Consider the following 18,789-nt stretch of genomic DNA (forward strand, 5'->3'; position numbering starts at 1 on the left):
GGGGGTTTGGGACAATGGCACAAGCTGCTACACATTTGCCTAGCATCAAGTACCTTGGCCATGCCAGCGTGAGGATCAAGACCGCTCAGAATGTAGTCATTTACATCGACCCTTTTGCCGGAGATGATTATGGCGAGCCGGCCGACCTCATATTGGTCACACATGACCATGGTGACCATAATAGGGTTGATAAGGTCACAAAGAAACCCGGTTGCAGGGTAATCACCCACCGGGAAGCCATCGAAAATGGCGTTTACCAGGCCTTTACTGTGGCAGGCGTACATATTCGGGCGGTCGCCGCATATAACCGTAATCATAAGAAAGACGCCTCGGTCGGCTACATTTTGGAGTTTGACGGCATAAAGCTCTACCACGCTGGCGACACCTCAAAGATCAAGGAAATGGCCGATCTGGCTTCGGAAAATATCACCTATGCCCTACTGCCCATGGACGGCGTATATAACATGGGCCCTGAGGAAGCAACTGAATGCGCGGAGCTGATTAAAGCCAAATATTACATTCCCATCCACACAGGTCCCAACGGCATATTCAGTGAGGCTAATATCGCCAGGTTCAAGGCTACGGGCAAGCTTGTTGTAAAACCGGGCGACACACTTGAACTCACGATCTGACATTGCTACAAGGAGAGATGGTCGTAAGGTCCCATTACCAGTTCCATTTTGTTCGTATTCAAGGTCATACATGAAGGTCGGCTTATTTACGTTCATAACGAGGAGCGTATCTGGAACGTTGTTGAATACGTAAGCCGCCGCTATCCTGAACCCTACTTCCGCTATCAGCAGGCTCTCAAGGATATCATGGCTGAGGTGGTTGGCAATGCGGGTCGATCCTGATAGGATTAGGAGCAAGATCGCCTATATCCATAATGGCATTTGGCGATTTCTACATCAAAGTAATATACAGGCCGGCAATACATTGATAAAATGCTGTATAAAAAGACCGCAGGTGGGACCCGCTGGCAGCATGATAACTCAATATCTATGGCGCTGAAGCACGTATGTGAAGAGGCGAGCATATCATGAGCGCAAAACTCGAACATGTCAGAGCGACTCCAAGCGAAACCCAGTATATAGAGGTTGAGAGAGTCTTCGGATGATTTGCTATAGATCGCCAAGTCCAGAGTTGAAAGATAATCTGGTTATGTCATCATGCGGTTGCCAGGCGCGCCGCGCAAGATCAGCTCATATTCTTAGATTTGAGCTTGGTCGTCTATAGAGGTGAGCCCGATGAGGTTCATGAGCTACAACATCAAAGCCTGCATGCGCAAGTCCCATAACCCGAAGGATCAGAGTGAAGTCCCCGGGATAATGGGTATCGCCGAGGTAATAGCCGCACAATCCCCGGATGTAGTGGCCTTGCAGGAAGTGGACCGATGGCGATTGCGCTCGGGCCGCGTTGACCAGGTTCGCCAGCTGGGCGAATCCCTGGGTTATCATTATGCATATGCGCCTGCCTTCAGCTCCCTTGAAGCCGACGGAAGAAAGGGCGAATATGGCAATGCCTTGCTTTCGAGATTGCCAATTCTGTCGTGGGATGTTGTGCGGCTATGGCACCGGAGCATTCCATTCCCAGGGGAGCCACTCTGGGTTATAGAGCCACGGTGTTGCTTTATAGCCCAATTACAATTGATTCCTTCAGGTTTGCCAGATTTACCCGTCCCATCTCAGGCTGACCTGCCCACACAAATTGATTCCTCTACTCAAGACATCCCGAATATCACAGTAATGGGACTACATCTTTCAACTACCGAGGATCAGCGCGCCCGCCAGCTAGAACATATAGCTGACCTTGTGTCTGAGCGCTGTGACTTCCCGCTCGTGCTCATGGGGGATTTCAATGCGGGGCATGAAGAACTCAATACATCTCGATTATCGGGATTGCTTACAAATATCCTCGCAGGTAATCCTATACCGACCTTTCCTGAAGGGGAGGCTGCTCAGACAGCCATTGATCACATCTTCGTGAGCCGGCAATGGGCAATCAACGCAGTATGGGTAGTCTCGGATCGGTTGGGCCGGTCTGACCATAATCCGATTGTAGCCGACCTGGAGCTAAGGGGATGAGCTATGTTCCTTGATCAATAGATTTCACATAGACATAATCAACCAGCAGGGGGGATCGATATGCCTATTGGGCAACTGCCCGATAAAATGAAAGCAGTAGTAGTGCATGGGCCTGAAGATTATCGGCTAGAGGAACGTCCCGTGCCGAAGGCGGGCCCGGGAGAAGTACTGGTCAAGGTTCTAGCTACAGGGGTTTGCGCAAGCGATGTAAAGACATATTATGGAATGCGTGTCTGGGGATCGGAAGATATCCCTCCATATATCGAGGTTCCGGTTGTTCCTGGCCATGAGTTTGTCGGAGAAGTGGTTGCCCTGGGGGAAGGATCTGAAAAATATGGCCTCGCAATCGGTGATATGGCGGTTTCCGAGCAGATTATCCCATGCTGGGAGTGCCGCTATTGCCGGCGTGGCCAATACTGGATGTGCCAGAAGCATGACATCTATGGATTCAAGCGGGGGCGCGCGGAGGGCTCGTGGGCACAATATATGAAATTCCCAGCCAATGCTATCAACTACAAGGTGCCGAAAGAGATTCATCCAGAGATCGCCGCCACTATCGAACCATTGGCATGTGCAATCCATACTGTCGAACGCGCTGATATTCAGTTGGGCGATGTAGTCGTCATCGCCGGTATGGGTCCAATTGGACTCTTCATGCTGCAGGTGGCTAGAATGAGGGGGCCGGGGCTACTGGTCGCGCTGGATTTGAAGCCACATAGGTTGGGGCTCGCGCGGCGCCTTGGGGCAGATGTGGTTATCAACCCTGCCACTGAGGATGCTGTAGAGAGGGTCCTGGATCTGACAGAAGGGTACGGATGTGATGTATATATCGAGGCAAGCGGAGCCGGCGCAGCTGTGCCACAGGGGCTGAAAATGATACGGAAGTTGGGCACTTTTGTTGAATTCAGCGTCCATGCAGGACCTGTAGCAGTAGACTGGTCCGTTATCGGGGACCTGAAGGAACTCAATATTCATGGCGCACACCTGGGACCATATGCCTATCCCAAGGCCATCAAATATCTTGAGGAAGGTAAAGTATCAGCTGATCTTATCGTCACACACAAGCTACCTTTAGAAGGCTATAAGGAGGGCATCCGGCTGGTTCATGAAGGCAATGAATCGGTCAAAACTATCCTCTTGCCACATGCCTGATAGGCCCCTCATGACGCTGGGGCAGCGCCATCAAAGGACTAGAGATGGCAGCTGCCTATTTGTAGGGTAGTTGGCCAGGATGGGCGTTGCCCGGCACCATCAAAAGAATGAAAATGGCCATCGGCTATTTTCAAAATGGTAGGGTTTTGAAGATACCTGGCAGGGGGCCGGAAAAACCAGAGCTCACCCCCTGCTTGCCCTCTCCCGGAGCCAATTGCGTTCGATGAGCACTTTGCCGGCAGTCCATATAGGTAGGCGTGGCAAGACTCTAAACCTTGGTGCAGGATTATAAAGATTTCCAAAGATGACGAAGGCCTTATATTTCCCTATCTCAATGATGCATGGGATTGTCCCTGAAAAGGATCGCGGTTTCCCCTTTCCCGTAATCTTTCTGATGATATTCCCCGCAACCACAAGCGACTGGAGGTGCGCAACTGCTCCCATCTTCGGAATCGGCACCCCTGAGGGGAGCAAGATTTCTGCTACATCTCCTATTGCGTACACATTTTCATAGCTGGTTCTCAGGTAATTAGGATCTACATGCACGAATCCACCGTCGCTCGAAAGTCTGCTTCGCCTTGCGATCGCAGGGGGACTATGGGGTGGAATGCAAACCAGAAGGTCATATTGAGCTGTTCCCTCTCTAAACCTCAAGAGACGCCGTCCGGGATCAACGCTCGTAAGGTGGCAACCTCCTGTATGTGTAATCCCAGAGTTTCGAAGGCTGCGCAGAATTCCATTTGTGGCCTGCTTCCCCTCGAATTCGAATGGCTTATATTCAGGCGTGAATACGCTTATCCGTATCTTATCTCGCTTTCCAGCCTTTCGGAAATAGCTATCCAAAAGCATAGCAGCTTCATAGGCCACCGGGGGGCACCTATAGGGTCCCGGAGGGGCCACAATAGCAACATCCCCACCCTGGAAGACCCGCAGAGCTCCCCGCAGGCTTAGCACGCCCTCCATCGTGTAGAGATTGAAGCCCGCGCCCGAATGATCAGACACGCCTCCTGGCCCCAGGCATGCTTTCAGACCAGGGATGGCCTCCAGATCATATTCGATGCCAGGGGAGAAAATGAGGAAGTCATAGGACAGCTGCCCTGATCTCGTTGAAATGGTACGCCGGTCGAGATCTAGATCGGTCGCTTCATTTAGCTCGAGGATGATCCCTCGTGATGTAACCGGTTCTATATCTCTGGTTATTGCCTCAGCAGTACGTCGGCCGTCCATCACCCATAGTAGAGAGGGCGGAAAATACTGGGTACACTCTCGTTCCACAACAATCACTTTGTGTTCGTTTCCGAGGCCTTTTTTGAGAGCGATGGCCGCAGAGAGGCCTCCAGTTCCGCCGCCGACGATAACAATGGTTGCCATAATTCTTACCCCTGGATTCCACGCTTCTTACTCTTGGATATAGTATCGTACAAATATATGTGAGACTTTCAGGTTTTTATCATCCAGGGAGGTTGACCGCGAGGCCAGCTGAGGGAAACAGAGGAACATCTTGTCGGTGGGCTCTAGCGAGGAAAATGCAAACCTAAAAAATACTGGCTGGGGAGGAGGGACTCGAACCCCCGCACTCAGATCCAGAGTAGGAAGGCATACATCCCCGCATCTCCCGCCTTATCCCCAAAGCCTTTATATATCTATATTTTTACCGTACTGTATCCCCGCTAAAATTAGCTTTTTACATTGAAAATTATCTGTCGGATTGCCATGGGATTGCCACAAGCTAGAATCCAACTTGCAGCGCGACCAACGCCCCCGGCTTGATGGTGCCCAGGGTGTCCCCTGGCTGGACGATTAGGCCGCCTATCACCCCGAGATTCTTCTTGCCCGCCAGCTTTAAGATGATGTCATGCTGCTGGTCTATGACACCCTGCAAGGTCTTGATCGTCTCCATCAACTGGCTCACAGAAGCTTCTGCGCTATCATACTGAATCTTGAGTTTCTCATAGGTGGCCTGGTATCCCTCCGCAATAGCGATAGCCTCGTCGCGCTGGGCCTTCAACTCCACGATCTGATCCAAGGCAGCGAAGTAAAGTTTCGCCAGCGCCGCATAATCTGACGGGAGCTGTGGGGCCTCGGCGCGCACCACCCCAGTGGTAATGATAGACATCGCCAGTAGAATCATTAAGGTCTTTGCTGCCCGCTTCTTCAGGTCCTCCAACCTCTTATCCAGGTCTTTCTTCTCAGTCTCGATCCCCTCGACGGCCCGTTTGCGGTTCTGCTGCCTCTCAGCCTCGACCGCCACCTTCTCTCTTCCGTCGTCGGCCTTGCGTTTGGCCCTTCCAGCATCTTGCACGGCGCGCCCGGTCTGATACCTGTTCCACCCGAGAAGTATGGCGCCGATCGCGGCCAACACACCGAAAACCCACTTAGCCGCGTTCTGTATCTTCGCCCACATTATACTGATCCCTCCCGACCAAGTTTATTTTTTGAAACACGTTCCCCCCGACATAGATAGCAAATGCCGCTATCCACCACTCAGGGTCGAATTTCCCGGCGAATAATGCCACCGTCGCTATCATAAATCCCAGGAATTTACGGCTGCCGATCTTGCTCAACCATGGCTGAGGCTTATATTCCTTCCCCATTTTCTTAACCCCTTCCATTAATAAAAAATGGCCTTCTAGTTTCGCTTAGAAAGGACCTTTACGACGTTATAGGTATAATATAGACCTGCGCGGGATTAAAACGCGCCAGAATCGATCCTGACAACGCAGGCGCGATTCTATGAGCTTGCCCGATTCATCCATCCTCTCTCGAAGACCGCTAGTTTCGGATTCCGGTCGATCAGCCGCCTGTAATGGGTCTTTTGCTCGACTCTCATTGCTTCCAGGAGCAACCCTGAGTCAGCCTCATTCACCGCCTTAATCGTCTGCGGTCCCAATATCCCATCGACAGCCACCGGTTTCCCGATCGTAGCCAGAGCGCGCTGCAATAGCTTGATGCCCGTCCGCGCCCCGACGTTTACACAGGTGTCCAGCGCCTTGGTAGCCACGGCATCATCCTGAATCTCGTCCAAGCGGAGCCTCTCCCACCAGTCACGCCGGTAGATCTCAATGGCCTCTTCTTGCGTAAGATTCCCGATATCCAGGTTAGGATAGCTCCGCTTGGAAATCCCATATTTCGTCTCGCCTCCCGGGTCTTTAGGATCGTTCACGTACCCACCTTCATGCCGTAACACTGTTTTGATTATCCGGGCGAACCTGTCCATCCAATCACCCCTTTAATAGATTGACTATCAGCAAAGCCAACGATACAATAGCCGTGCCGAGTAACCCCATGATCCAGTTTTTTATGCTATCCACCTTTTTGTCTAGGCTTCGTAGATGCCCATTTTGGGACTTCTGCCAACCTTCCAGGTTTGTAACCCGCGCTTCAACCGCAGCCACTGCCGCTTCTATGCTAGTCATGCCACAACCCCTTTCAATGAGCAGGACCGCCCGCAGGCGGTCCCCTTGTCGGGAGCTTGTCGGGAGTACGCTAACGCAGCGCCTCCTTCCCCATCGCCTCCCGTGCCATATTTGTCATACGCACCTGAATTTCATAGAGTAGCTTCTTCTTTTCCGCTGCTGGAATGCTCTTGTCTGCCAGGACACGGTTTCGCTCATCTCGATACATCTTGAGCAGATCGTTATACACCTTGAAGACTTCATGCCGTGCAATATTCTTTGGTATAGTCGCATCCTGTCCGCGTTCTAACCGCCGGTTGAATGTGTTCCACTCGCGGTCAAGCCTGGAAAGCTCCTCGTAAAACTGATCCAGACTGCGGGGGCTGGATAGGGGCCTCCCCACAAATGCCCTTGCTCCCGGTATAAGCTCCGCAGCCGTCTTTTTCTGGGTAGCTTCGCCCGCGAGCAGGTCGAGAGTCTCCAGCCCCATCATGCCCAGGCCACCGCTATACGCCCTCACCGCCGCCTCAATGCGTCGAGGCGAGATATTGAAGGCCCTCCCCAGGGCCTTTGCTGGCGCCGTCGTGTACGGGCCGTACTGCTCGGCAGACTCCAGCAGCTTCTCGCTCTCAGGGACAATCGGTGCGCCGGTCAGCAGGCTCTTGTTGGCATACTGCTCCACAATCCCGATGAACGCTGTGGGCAGTATCGACGGAGTCACCATATCCCACGCTGACTTGGCGAGATCTTTCATCGCCTCGGGGTCATGCTCGTCGAGCCATTCCAGGAACCTCTCGGTCAGGCTCCCGAACAATAACCCGGCCTCGTGCGGCTTCGGGATATATATGGCTGTGCCTTCCTCGGGATAGAAACACCAGTATTGATCCTTGCGCCATCTGGCCTCCTCCTTGTATTCCCGCTTGTCACGGTTGATGAGATATACCAGGAGGCTGATCATCATGAGGAAGGAACCGCGCGCCAAGACCTTGACCGGAGCGCGCCTGAATTCCCGCCCGAGTCTGTCAATGCCTTGTATCTGCGGGTTCAGGAACCGCCAGGCCATGTTTAATTGCCGACCTACCGTGCCCGCCCGCTGGAAGTCGAGAGAAACCTCTCTCGACGCATACGCGGCTTTGAGCTTCGCTTCCCGGCCCGTTTTACCTTCGGTATCACGCAGGTACTCAGCCATCCTGGAGACTTCATCTGATATTTCCAGGATCGTTTCGAGGAATGTCAGCGGCAACCGGACGGTCCCTACTACTTTTTCGGCGAATGTAGTTTTACCTGTCATGCGCATGGCCCGCCGCTCTAGTTCCGGCCTGGACAGGCTGACCATGGCGGCTTGCGCGCCGCCGGCAGCTTCCCATTCGACGTATTTGTCACTCTTGCCCAGGATGTTCGCCAGCGCCCTAACCGTGTCTACGGGGATTAACCACGGCTTTTGGGCATACAATACCCGAGAGCCTGTATCACGAGCTATATTCCGGGCCGCAAACTCAGGCGTGCTGAGAGCGCCTATATGGAGCAGTCTACTCGTAACGGCAAGCAGCCGCGTCACGAAGTCTGCGGCTTGCACGTCCAGACCCTGGAGTGCCTTATATAGCTCCGGATGGACCTGGTAGAAAACTGCTTCTTTCCCGCGCCGGATCACCAGGATGTTTTCTTTCTGCTCTTTGAAGCGCGCAAACCTGACCGGCTCAAATACCGTTGCTATCTTCTCCAGATCAGCCAGGTCAAGCTCGGACTCGGGCACACCCGCGTCAATGAGATCCTTCTTTAACCGCTCTAGCTCAATCCTGTTTGCTTCGATCGGAGCGGGGATTTTCTCGATGAGCCATCCTGCACCCTTGGCCTCATCCGCAATCTCTGCGAGAGCCTTGCCGACATACGCGCGTTTGGCTATGTCCATGAAGTAGAAGGTATCCCGGATGTCAGACTGTATCGGATCCCAAATCGGACGTTCGGAACCTTTATACCGCTTGATGGCCTGTGGCAAGTCCGCAAGGCGTTTCCCGCGTCCTGGCCCACCCTTGTCTCCTGCTAACACCCGGTAGAAGGGGACGTGATGCTCATTTAATTCGCGCATCTTATCTGCCATGTCGGATGATAACGCCCCGGAATCTACTAGCCAGCCGATGAGGTTGTCCTTGAACTTTTCCCGTTCCTCTGCGGCCTTGCGGAATTCTAGGCTATCCAGCTCCCTGACGATAGCCTCGGCTTCGTCCTTTGTAATGCCCAGCCCGGAAGGTTTTCCTTGCTCCTCTAGTTCGACGACACGCCGCGCCACGATGTATTCAACGAATTCATCTATTCTATCTTTGACCGGCTCCAGTATCTTCTTATAGGAGGGGCCTGCTACTTTGAGATCCGGCGTAACCATGCCATGTTCAAGCATGGCAGATGCCGCTCTCGATGAGGACCTGGCGAGCCTGGCAAGGATATACGGGTTCTTCCGTATCTCCGCGTCGAATTCGCTATGCAGTTCCTGCGGCAGCAACACCTGCATGGCTTTATACACAACATGGAGATCGTCGAAGGCCGCCTTATAGAACATCTCTTTTCGGTTAAGGAAGGTTTCTTCCTCTGGCGCCTTCTTCACGATGTGAGCGCGCATGGTTTCCCTTGCACTTTGGGACGCATATCTGCGATAGAGGGATTGGGCCTCCTTCAGCTTGCCCAGCATCTCATCGCCAACCCTGTGTTCGAATTCATCCATGAACAAGGGAGCTGCCGTCTTAGCTGCCCTGGGATCTGACAGATACAACCGGACGAAATCGGCTGCACCTTCTGTTAGCTGCACCCCTAGGCCAGCCTTTGGATACAGCTTCTCACCTAGCGGTTTCAACTCTGATTTGAATTGCTTCAGATCACTCGGTTTGATCCCCAGGATTCCCTGTATATGGTGCCCCAGTTCATGGAATGTCGCCTGGAGATCTCCTGGGGATTTGGTGCGCGCTACCTGCTCACGGCCCTTGTATTCGCCCCTCGCTTTTTTCTTGATCATGTGCCCGGTCCGCATCGGCACCAGGAATTTCCTCTCGATATAACTGATAATGCTCTGTCTGCCTACAGGGGTCCCCGCTCCTTTACCGGTAGCGGGGCGTGAAGGGGCTGAAGGAGCCGTAGGTTGGGCAGGCATCCCGTGGATTTCCTCCTCGCCCATATCCTCACCTGCAGTCTCGCCACCGCCCGTGATCTCCTCCTTTTGCCCTAATCCGAGTTCATCCGCAATGGCGGCGCTGCGCCTCTCCAGATCGGCCAGCTCTTCCTTGTGTTCAAAGCCCTTGGCAAGTTCCTTTTGCAGCTCTGACAGATTGTGTTTGGCTTTTTCCATCGCTGCGTTGAGGTCAGCAAGGTCTTTTTCCATGTTCCTGATTACATATTCGACACCTGCCAGGGTTCCTGTGGCCTGATATTCACCTTTCCCGACGATATATAGCTCATTGCCGCGCGCAGATTCGCTCCATCGGGTTACCAGATCAAACCCGGCTATCCGGCCTATTTTGCCAGGTTTCCCGTTGACAGCCTTCTGTAACGCCTCATCTGCATCTTTCCGGCTGGTATAAGTCTTGCCTTTGACCTCCATTTTGAATTTGTCCTTGGAGATATCCTCGCGGGTAGCGATGTCCGCCTCTAACGCGGAGATTTCTGTTTCCAGGGATTTGATATATGTCGGCAATCTCCGGGTTACCTGGTCCTCAGCATCGCGTCGATTCTCATAATAGTGGGATTCAAGCATCTTCAGACGGCGTATCTCAGATTGCAGCTCCATGTATTCTTTGATCTTGGGGTTGCCGGATGCAATCGCCGCCATCTGAGCGTAGCTTAGGGCTTCATCACTGATGTCTTCCATCTCACGAATGCTCGTGTCACCGCTCATAATCCGGCTGAATGATTGAGCCTTCGTCGCTATTAAATCCCACATGAATGAGTCAAATGATCCCTCTGTGGCGTAGGCGTATACCTGTACTTCTTCATTCTCATTGCCCTGGCGCAGGATGCGGCCCTCGCGCTGCTCTATGTCGCACGGCCGCCACGGAGCATCCAGATGGTGTAATGCGACTAGCCTCTTTTGGACATTTGTCCCCATGCCCATCTTTTGAGTGCTACCAATGAGTATCCTTATGGTGCCAGCATTCACGTCGTTAAATAGCTCTTGTTTGGCTGCGTCATTCTTCGCTTCCTGTATGAAGGCTATCTCCTCTTTGGGCACGCCTCTAGCGATGAGTTTATTCCGGATATCTTCATAAACATTGAGGAAGCGCGCATCGTCATCATCCGCTTGAGATTCCGCTTGAGTTTCTTGCGCCTCGGTATCTGCGGCCCCTCTGGGGGTTGACAGGTCGAGGAAGACTATTTGCGTCAATCGCTTGTCGGCAGTTTCCCGCCATATTTGCGCTATTCTATCGGCGGCTACAGCGATTTTGCTATGGGGTTCTTCCGGTAAAGATGGATCCACCAGACGCATGTCAAGAGCAGCCTTGCGACCATCACCGGTTACCTTTAGCGCATTATCTTCATCCGGTTTAACTTCCCCGCGTCGTATGGCTTCCATGCGTTCTACAAGCTTCTGAATATATGCTTTCAACCGCTCTGAAGCTGGCGCGGACAACATTTTGCGCCCCCCGCCAGCAATCTTGGGTACAGGTAGCTTCAACATTTCCTGCGTCTGGACATCCGCGAACGAGCGGAACATCATTAGTAATTCGCCTAGATTGTTAAACTTGGCGAACCTATCTGTTTGGCGGTAACCGCTTCCTGTCGGAGACATTTCCCATACAGAGATGACCTCTCCAAACGCTTTTGCCCACGCATCGAAATTGTGTATGCCCTTGGCCTTTAGCTCATCGGGTTGCAAATACCGTTGCAGGGTATACATTCCAGCCATTGAATTGGCAATTGGCGTGCCGGTCGCGAAAACTACCCCGCGTCCTCCGTTCAGTTTTTGTAGGTAGCGGACCTTCATATAAAGGTCGAAGGCTTTAGCTGACCCTTCTTTCGACCCTACTCCCTTTACCCGGTTCATGCGAGTGGTAAAGAAGAGATTCTTGAACTCATGGGCTTCATCGACAAACAGCGCATCAACTCCGAGATCCTCAAATGGCAATGCGTCTTTGTCACGTTTGATTTTGCTGAGTTTCTTTTCCATCTCTGTCTCAAGCCGCTTTTTCGCCTTCTCCAGGTTCTTCACATACCCTTTGGAGGACCGTGTTCCAGATTGGACCTCTAGTTCTATTGCCGTTTCTAACTCTCTAATCTGCTCGTTGTAAAAATCCTCAATTGCCTGGGAGGACATCGGGATCATCCCGAAACTGGAATGGGAGATGATGATCGCATCATAGTCTCCCGTCGCGATCTTACTGAGGAACTCTTTGCGATGCGCGGCATCCATATGTTTCGCGTCTGCCACGAGAATGTTCGCGGCGGGGTAAAGCTGCAAGAATTCCTCAGCCGTGCCCTGCACCCTGTTGTTTGGCACCACCATCATCGACTTCTTGCATATTCCCAGACGCCGCAACTCCATTGCACCTGCGACCATCTCAAAGGTCTTGCCAGCTCCCACTACATGCGCCAGCAGGCAGTTCCCACCCTGCAGGATACGCCATATGGCATTCTTTTGGTGAGGGCGCAGGGTAATGGCCGGATTCTGACCCGGGAGAGTCAGGTGACTGCCATCATACGTTCTCAGGCGTAGATTATTATATTGATCGTTGTATAGTTTCATAAGTCTATTGCGACGGTTTTCATCAGACCAAAGCCATCGCTCGAATTCTTCCTCGATGGCGCGCATCTTTTCACGCGCTGCTTCAGTCTCCTTGGGGTTAAAGATCCTATCGCCATCAGAGGTAGTATCGTATATCTCTGGTTTCTTGTTTTGCAGGATGCACTTTTTGATAATATCGAGACCATCCATCCGGTACGTGCCCCATTTTTGAGTAGCTTCCACCGACCGGTGAGCCCATCTCGACGTCTCTTCAACGATCCAATCGCCGGTATTCTGCATGTATCGCACTTTGAAGTTGCTATATGATGTATCGAACAGATATGCCAGGAAATCTTGCATCACATCTTCCGGTATCCAAGGCGCCCCCAGTCTCGCCTTGATTTCCGTGTGTTTTAGGTCAACAGGCTGCACCGCCTTGAGAGCCTCGACATTCTCCTTGAATGACGGGTCATTCTGCGCGGCGGCTTCTGCTGCACGCAGCTTCGCCCGAACATCGCCAGAAAGATAATCGTCCGCTGTACGCCAACCATCCTGTGGATCATGGTATATAACGCCTTTTAGCTCGCGGATCATGTCGGCTACAGTCTTTCCGGAGAGTTTTGACATACGGTCAAGGTCCACGGTGCCAGTTTCATTCAGTGATACGACGAGGGCCTCCTGCGCGGTGTCAACATGTTCAACCGGCTTATATCTCTGCAGGGTCCGTACATGAAAGACGTCCGCTTTCTCAGCGGACGCCTGCCGACCCTTGGCTTTGTTCGGCGGCCTGTAGTTCTTTTCTAGGGACATTACCAGATGGTAGTCCGGATCGTTGGCGAAGATGCTATTGTTGGCTTTATCATGGAGATAACCATATTTCTTGACGAAGTTATCGTAAAGCGTATTGAGCGCCTTCATAGATGCTTTGATCGCATTGGGTGAAGCATCTTCCGAGAGTTGGAGGCGCAAGTGGGTCCTTAGCGCGTCGCGCAATGCCATCATCCCACGCACACGTTTCTCTGCCGTATCAGATAGACCCGCTGGGACTAGCACGTTCCCTTTCTTTACATGGAGCTTGCCGCCTACGTCCACAAATGCGTCTTCCTTGACATCCCCTGGAGCCGGTATCAGTTCGCGTGGTTCCACTGCTTCCGTGGCCTTGTGGACTGGTTTTGTAATGATATTTTCCGGCAACCTGCCAAAAGCCTCGGATAATGCTGCCCCTAGATCGCGCCCATCAGATTCAAGGGCGGCCCGGCCAGGATGTAGCTTATCATCCACGATTTTCCCCAGCATCATCTCCGGATGACGCACGAAGTATTCGTTGATACGGAGAGGATCCCCATATTTGCCGCGTACACCCGAATCTACAGTTCCTTGCCATGCCTCGCCAGCAGGCGGTGTTCCCGGTTCCCTCTTTTTGAGGATCAGGATATCTGTCGTGACTTCAGTGCCAGCATTTTCTTTGAAGGCGTTGCCAGGTAATCTGATAGCACCGATAAGGTCTGCCTTCTGCGCGATCAGCTTGCGGGCAAGCCCACTCCGCCCGCTATTCATAGTTCCAGCGGTGGTGATGGTCATGACTACCCCACCAGGACGCACCTTATCGAGCGATTTGAGGATGAAGTAATCATGAATGTATAGTTTGTATTTGTTGTATTCTGGGTCATTGACAGAATAGTCGCCAAAGGGAACATTGGAGATCATTACGTCGTAATAGTCGTTCGCTAGGTTCGCTTCCTCAAACCCTTGGACGCGCACGTCGGATTGAGGGTATAGCTGTTTGGCAATACGCCCTGTGATGGAATCGAGTTCGACCGCTGTAAATCTAGACCTTGATGCCACATCTTCCGGCGCCAGCCCGATAAAATGCCCGATGCCTGCTGCGGGTTCCAGAACGCGCCCGCCCTTAAATCCCAAACGCCGTAATCCGCTCCACATGGCTTTTACGACGGTAGGCGAAGTGTAATGCGCGTTAAGAGTTGAACCTCTTGCGGCTTCATACTCCTCATTACTTAGTAGCTCGCGCAATTCCTTGTATTCATTTGCCCATTCTTCGTTGCGATCCCAACTTGTTGGTGGTTGGAATGCCCTTGATAGACCACCCCACCCAACATACTTCACCAGGACCTTCTGTTCCTCTGGCGTAGCTTGTCTGCCTTCGGATTCAAGCTGTTTGAGCAAACGAATAGCTTCTACATTGGCACGGTACTTTGTCTTGGCCCCGCCTTCACCGATACGATCCTCATTAGAGATACGATAGTTTACTCCTCGTTCTCCTCGTCTCTCAGCGGCGGTTCTAATGTCGCTGGGTTTCTGTGGCCCAGGTCCTTCTGTTCCTTCTCCTCCGGCAGGTCGATGTACTCCTGTATCGCTAGGCTCCGTGCTAGATACGGTTCCACGCCCTGCTGCGTCAGAAGGCTGCACATTTCCGCTGCGTTCTCCTGCGCCGCGTATGCCGCCTTGTAGAGTCTCCCCGCCTTCTTGAGGTCGCGGTACATTTTCGGCCTGAATTCCTTCCAATGGTCCAGCGCCCTCAGTCCTAACCCGAGGAGCTTCCGCCTGTACTCCTCCTCGGTCATCTCCTGTGGCATGCTCCTTCACCTCCGATTTGATTATAGCACTAGACGGCTCTGTGGCGGGAGATAGCTCCCTTGGTGGCACCTGTAGAGTTGGAACAGACCCCTCAGCCTGCGGCACTGGCGCTTGTTGACCTGCCAGGCTATTTGCGAATTCTATACGTTCCGGTGTACGCTTGCCATACCACATCTTCTGTTTCGGACTCCACCGGAATCCCAGATGATGGAGCTGACTAATGACGGATGCGTCCGGCTTACTCTGGAAGCGTATCTCGACCCCGTCCTTTTCCTCATTCTGAGTGACCTGAACGCCCGTTGTTCCATGAGTTGGAGCGACCGAAGCAGGTGCAACTGGGGCCTCATGCGCAGCCGGAGCGGGCGCAGGTGATGTTTCAGAAATCTCTAGTTCCCTAATCTTCCCAGACGCTTTGAGATCCTTGACATAGCTGTTCCATTCATCGGCGGAGATCGCGCCATCTACTAGTTTAAGGCGCATACGTCCGGTTTCCTCCGCATCCTGAAGCCTTACGCCTGGGACAGCCGCATTCCCAAGCAGTTGATATAGCTTTGTTTTGACTGGTGAATAGTCACCACCCTTATACGCCCTCAATTGGTCGATAAACATCTTCTCTTTCGCCGTATATGTCTCTGGTTTCACGGAAGCCTCTGTTTTGATCTCTGGAGCCTTTGCAATCTGTACCGAAGGTGATTCTGCCTCGGGTATTCTCTCAGGGGTTTGGACGGCCTCCCGGTGCATTACAGAGGCAGACGTAAAGACTGCTGGAGGCGTTTCTGCCACCGGAGCTGTAGGTGCTGCATCGCCCTTCTTGGGTTCAATGTTGGTGCCATCGAGCAGATGAATCGTGTGCGGACGGTTCTCCAGACCGGCGTAGCGTGGCGATATCGTCCCTTTGTCGAGCAGCCGCTCAATCCCTTTGTTAAGGCCATCTATGCCATTCTTATTAAGTGCCTTTTCCGCTTCTCGAATAGCCTCTTCTCGAGAAAAAGCGCCTGGTATGATGCGATATCCGGTTATCCCTTCCGAAACGAGCCATTCATCTGGACGTGTCGGATCGTGATGCACAAAAAATTCATAGCCCTCAAATCCGGGGAAATTGACTTTTTCACCCCTGACTTCGCTATATCTGCGAGTTCTCCCATCGTTATCAATCACCGCAGAGAACATCCTATCCGGGAGAACAGGTTCTTTGGGCGCTAAGGTTTTCGGCTCCGGGGCGGCAGTGGCCTCTTGAGTAGGCTCCGGAGAGACAGCAGTTACCTTAGTGGTTACGGCTGTTTCTGGGGCGTTGATTTCTCCTGCTGTTTCTTGTGGGCGACTCGCTCTTTCGACCTGCGGCACCTCTACCTTGCCCTCTGAAGCTTCCGGAACTTGCACCGAAGGTGTTTCTACCTTGGGGACTTTTACAGGGGCTTGTTCGGGTACTTTGGCCTTTTCCACCAGCTCAGGATAATCCTTCAGCACCTCGCGGGAGACGGGCTTGCCTGCGGCAAGGGCCTCCTCGACCGCACGGCGATGCGCTTTTTCCATCAAAGGCCGGAACGTTGCCGTATCAACCATGTAGCGCAAATCCGGCTCTGTATTCTCACGGGCCTGTTCAATCCACTCCTCCTGCGTCATCTGCCAGGGTTCCTTCTGACCCTCTATTTTGACCTCTGGAGTCTCCGGAATCTGTACTGAAGGTGTTTCTATCTTCGGCACTTCTACCGGGGCCTGTGTGGCCTCCTGGCGCGTTGGTAGAACCTCTGTCTTAATGGATTCTTCAGCGCCCGTTTTTACAGGAACCTCTGGGGTTTCTTGCGTTTGGGCCTCATGTGCCACTTGCGGCACTTGAGTTATCTGGGTCTCTTGCGCTCCCGGTTTTGCCGCTTCCTCTACCCGTGCCTGATGGACTTTAGGAGTGGGAATAGGGGTCTTCGAGACTAATAGACGCCCAATCTGAAATTCATTCCCGGTTACGGGATCTGCCCCTCTGATTAAACTGGGATCATTGGCGCCCGTGACCTTAAACTGCCTGCCGTCGATGTCGTAGACTATATCTCCTGGCTTGATTGATCTATCAATCTGCCGCTTCAAGACAGAACCGCGATCAAGGGTAACCTTCTTATGATCCTTGTCCTCAGCAATTAACACATTCGGATCTCTGGCATCAACGACATGATATATGTTCCGATTCGAATCTATTACAGCGTCACCCGCATTGATCCGGTCAGAGGGGGGATTAACTATTTGTGGCGCTGATAATGCCATTTCATCGGGTGTTCCAGCCTTGATTACCTCTTTGACCCTTGCTGTCCTGGGCCGTGGCACAGATTCAGGTTGCGCTGTGGGGGCCACGGGTGTTACAGGCTTAGCCGGTTCAATCTCTATCTTTGTCAGATCCTTGGTCGGGACAAGCCAGGTTTTTCTCTTGCCATCCAATGGCTTATCACTTTTCACTTTGGCGGCAGGAGCCTTATCTCCGCTGAGAGCCTCTATTGTCCCAGTCACGGTATTGCCTTTATGCTGCCAACTCACTCTATCTCCAGGCTTTAAGCCAATCGCCTGTATTGTCTGCGCGGTCTCGGCTGTCGAACTGGGAACTGTCTGCGTGCCTTTAGCCGGAACCGTTACAACGGGGGCAACCTGGACAGGGGCAACCTGAGCTGGAGCGGCCTTCTGTTTCTTGGATGGCTGGACCTGTGGAGCCTGTTGTGTTCCCTGTTGTAGCTGCTTTACGACATTGTTGGCTATTCTACGTGCCTGGAGTTCTTCAGCCACTTCGTTAGCAACGCCTGTCGCGCCCATACCCATGCCCATCAAAGCGCCGATAACCCCCGCCTCTTTCATGGCTGGATCCCACGCAACCTTCTGGCCTTGCGCCTTGCGTTGGAATACCTCTTGCGCGACTTCCTCCGCGCCCTCCTGAATGCCGGTGGTCGCGAGACGGCCTGCTCCGCGCATGATGGGATTGAGCTTGCTCAACCCAGGCACCTTTGCGAACGAAGTTAACAACTCACCTGCGTCGAGAGCGATAAGGCTCAGGTTGTATTTGAATGTCTTATCAGCGGCTTTGTCTGCTTCTTGAGGCGACATTCCGCGCTGGATCATATCATTATAGGTCCCGCCGGCCTCCATAGCGCTTTCAATCGCCCTGGACATGGCGCCACCAGCGACAGAACCTATAATCTCTGATGTAACTGCGCCAGCTCCAGCGGCTGCCGCCGCTTTTGTGCCTAGTTTCATGCCTCCGATACCAACCGGCAGGAGAGCAAGCATAAAGGGTATTGACCTTGCGACTGGGCCGGTATAGAAACTGGGATCGAGGAGATCTCGCCAAGTGAAGTCCTTTATCTGCGGCTTGCCGACCTTCTGAATCTCTGCTCCAACAGAGATAAGCGTATCACCTAACTGCTTAGCGCCGAGCCACTTGGCTGCACCACCAGCAGATGCGGCAACATCGCCTACGCCTGCTGTGATACTCCGTAATATTTCAGTGAGTGGTGGTTCAGCCGGCGCGTTTGCCACCTGGGGCATTCCCTGGTAAAAACTCGGTGAACGTGGGGCTGAACTTTGCACGGAGAATGACATTGGCGTAGGTTGCGGTATCGTGGAGGCGGCATATGGAGTGGCATTCACCCTTGGGACCGATGGGGCTGGCGAAGCCGCCTGCATACGATTGATGCCGCCCATAATTGCGGCTAGATACGGATGATGCGCAGCAAAGCCAGGGTCTATACCCTGGCCCTGCCATTGTTGTTCATATTGGGCCTGTAGAAGGTCCAGCAATTCATCTACAGAGTCCTTCTTCTTTTTGTCTTTGTCCTTCTTTTGGTTCTGCTGAAATAGCAGATCTATAGAAGAGGGCATTGCCGCA

Annotated in this window: 10 protein-coding genes; 4 read left to right on the forward strand and 6 right to left on the reverse strand. The window is 52.8% G+C overall.

Annotated elements, in window-relative coordinates:
- Nucleotides 1-14 precede the first annotated feature (14 nt).
- The 4 genes from HPY52_10970 to HPY52_10985 all read left to right on the forward strand — a co-directional run bounded on the left by HPY52_10970 (nt 15) and on the right by HPY52_10985 (nt 3,236).
- Entirely contained in the window at nt 15-632 is a 618-nt protein-coding gene (locus HPY52_10970; protein ID NPV80780.1) for an MBL fold metallo-hydrolase, read from the forward strand.
- 48 nt (nt 633-680) lie between these two features.
- Complete coding sequence (locus HPY52_10975) at nt 681-854, forward strand: hypothetical protein (protein NPV80781.1); 174 nt, start codon at nt 681-683, stop codon at nt 852-854.
- 393 nt (nt 855-1,247) lie between these two features.
- A complete protein-coding gene (locus HPY52_10980; GenBank protein NPV80782.1) occupies nt 1,248-2,084 on the forward strand; it encodes a hypothetical protein in 837 nt (278 codons plus the stop codon).
- 60 nt (nt 2,085-2,144) lie between these two features.
- Nucleotides 2,145-3,236: an alcohol dehydrogenase catalytic domain-containing protein gene (locus tag HPY52_10985; protein ID NPV80783.1), complete on the forward strand. Its 1,092-nt coding sequence runs from the start codon at nt 2,145-2,147 to the stop codon at nt 3,234-3,236.
- A 183-nt stretch (nt 3,237-3,419) separates the two neighbouring features.
- Here HPY52_10985 and HPY52_10990 read toward each other — a convergent pair whose 3' ends face one another.
- The 6 genes from HPY52_10990 to HPY52_11015 form a co-directional block, all read right to left on the reverse strand.
- Nucleotides 3,420-4,607, reverse strand: coding sequence for an NAD(P)/FAD-dependent oxidoreductase (locus HPY52_10990; protein NPV80784.1), 1,188 nt, complete (start codon nt 4,605-4,607; stop codon nt 3,420-3,422).
- A gap of 358 nt (nt 4,608-4,965) precedes the next feature.
- Entirely contained in the window at nt 4,966-5,640 is a 675-nt protein-coding gene (locus HPY52_10995) for a hypothetical protein (protein ID NPV80785.1), read from the reverse strand.
- Nucleotides 5,612-5,830 (reverse strand): hypothetical protein, encoded by a 219-nt coding sequence (locus tag HPY52_11000; protein ID NPV80786.1) that lies wholly within the window; start codon nt 5,828-5,830, stop codon nt 5,612-5,614. Before HPY52_11000 ends, HPY52_10995 begins: the two co-directional genes overlap by 29 nt.
- Nucleotides 5,831-5,967: 137 nt before the next feature.
- Nucleotides 5,968-6,453 (reverse strand): hypothetical protein, encoded by a 486-nt coding sequence (locus tag HPY52_11005; protein NPV80787.1) that lies wholly within the window; start codon nt 6,451-6,453, stop codon nt 5,968-5,970.
- A gap of 4 nt (nt 6,454-6,457) precedes the next feature.
- Nucleotides 6,458-6,652, reverse strand: a complete 195-nt coding sequence (locus HPY52_11010; protein NPV80788.1) for a hypothetical protein — start codon at nt 6,650-6,652, stop codon at nt 6,458-6,460.
- 70 nt (nt 6,653-6,722) lie between these two features.
- Nucleotides 6,723-18,782 carry a DEAD/DEAH box helicase family protein gene (locus HPY52_11015; protein NPV80789.1) on the reverse strand — a complete coding sequence of 4,020 codons (12,060 nt, stop codon included), beginning with the start codon at nt 18,780-18,782 and terminating at the stop codon, nt 6,723-6,725.
- Nucleotides 18,783-18,789 lie beyond the last annotated feature (7 nt).

The organism is Bacillota bacterium (genome assembly GCA_013178415.1).
In the GTDB taxonomy this organism is placed as follows: domain Bacteria; phylum Bacillota; class SHA-98; order Ch115; family Ch115; genus Ch115.